This window comes from Limosilactobacillus portuensis (assembly GCF_014838735.1).
Lineage (GTDB): Bacteria > Bacillota > Bacilli > Lactobacillales > Lactobacillaceae > Limosilactobacillus > Limosilactobacillus portuensis.
The window spans coordinates 1-1,358 of the sequence record NZ_JABUXQ010000062.1 but is presented as its reverse complement, the minus strand read 5'-3'; the positions used below and the strand labels follow the sequence as shown (position 1 = coordinate 1,358).

At 34.1% G+C, this 1,358-nt stretch carries 3 protein-coding genes; all 3 read right to left on the bottom strand.

All coding sequences use genetic code 11. The features are described 5' to 3' along the window. Positions 1 to 339 (bottom strand): Rep family protein (locus HUK49_RS10510; RefSeq protein ID WP_191913662.1); only part of this gene is annotated, 339 nt, incomplete at its 3' end. Positions 340 to 396: 57 nt separating this feature from the next. Further along, on the bottom strand, positions 397 to 537 hold the full coding sequence (locus HUK49_RS10505; RefSeq protein ID WP_031917823.1) for a ribbon-helix-helix domain-containing protein: 141 nt from the start codon (positions 535 to 537) through the stop codon (positions 397 to 399). A gap of 460 nt (positions 538 to 997) precedes the next feature. Continuing rightward, positions 998 to 1,358: Rep family protein (locus HUK49_RS10500; RefSeq protein ID WP_235981144.1), on the bottom strand; the 361-nt coding region annotated here is incomplete at its 5' end.

Genomic DNA, 1,358 nt, shown 5'->3' with positions numbered 1-1,358 from the left:
ACGATCATACTGATATTTCTCAGGATTATCCATATGCAACATATATCTAACAAGACCTTTAGCAGAACCACACCTTTGTGGAACAGTTGCATTTATTCTTTCAGTCAATTCTAATATCTGATTATAACTTTTAACCCCATCATACATAACCAATATATGCTTATGAGCCTTTTTTATCTCTCCATTTGGATTAGTATCCTTATCATGTAATGGAGATTCAACCCATTGTATATGTTCATCATCTAATATATCTCTCCAACCTTCAGAAACACTTTCTGGGTAAATTACAAACGTCCAATTTCTAGTTCTTACATTACCTTGTGATGCTTTATTCACCATGATATAATTACCTCCGAATACAAGTTTATGCTGCCATAGCCACATGGCAGTATTTTTTTATCTATTTTTATGTTTTTTATCAAAATCTTGCAAAGCCAACGCAATTACCGCACTTTTTGAAACTCCTAAATATTTCGCCAATTCATCTAACTTTTCCGACATCTCATCTTTCAAAGTCACTTGCAATCTTTTACTCATAATTGTAACCACCTTTCAACTATTACAGTCAATAATACACAAAACAACATCATAATTCAATCGTTTATACACAAAAAGTGACCGTGAACAATGAACAACACTGGGGGGGTCGTAGTACCCCAGTGTTGAAAACCTAAAGTCAAAACCCACCATATTATTACTTGTAATAGAATTTCCTTTTGACTTCACGATATCGAAAGTAATGATTTGGATTGGTTGTTAACTTGGATTAATCCAAGTTACAACTGCACCAATCGCCACTGAAGTGGCTATCATTATTTCTTTGTTCGTCAAAAGTATTTCTCCTATCACAAGTAATAATATGGTTTGGCAAGCGTCGTATTTGCTAGCCACTTCATTCGCTATCGCTCATTTCGTTCTGCAAATACCCTTGTTGGGGGTAAACCCCCAATCCCCCTTTTTTGCTAAAGCAAAAAGCTAGCCATAATGGCTAGCTAATTCATTTGTTATCTTTTATTCTATGTCTTCTAGATTTTATAAACGTATTTATAGCAAAAGTACCATTATCAGCTAACAAAGGGAACCAATCATCAAATCTATGCTCCATAGCATAAATCCATAGTTCTTCGTATTCTCTTATATCATTTTCAACTATAAAAGAAGTCATTTCTTTAAACATCTCATATCTGCTTGCAGACGTCGGTTTTAACATCTCTAGAATATCTGCTCCACCATGAGCAATCATATCTTCACGATCATACTGATATTTCTCAGGATTATCCATATGCAACATATATCTAACAAGACCTTTAGCAGAACCACACCTTTTTGGATTAGTTGCATTTATTCTCTTTGTTAAT

Bases quoted from the DNA above. Each gene is read 5' to 3' on its own strand.
- HUK49_RS10505 (WP_031917823.1), bottom strand. From the start codon at position 537: ATGAGTAAAAGATTGCAAGTGACTTTGAAAGATGAGATGTCGGAAAAG.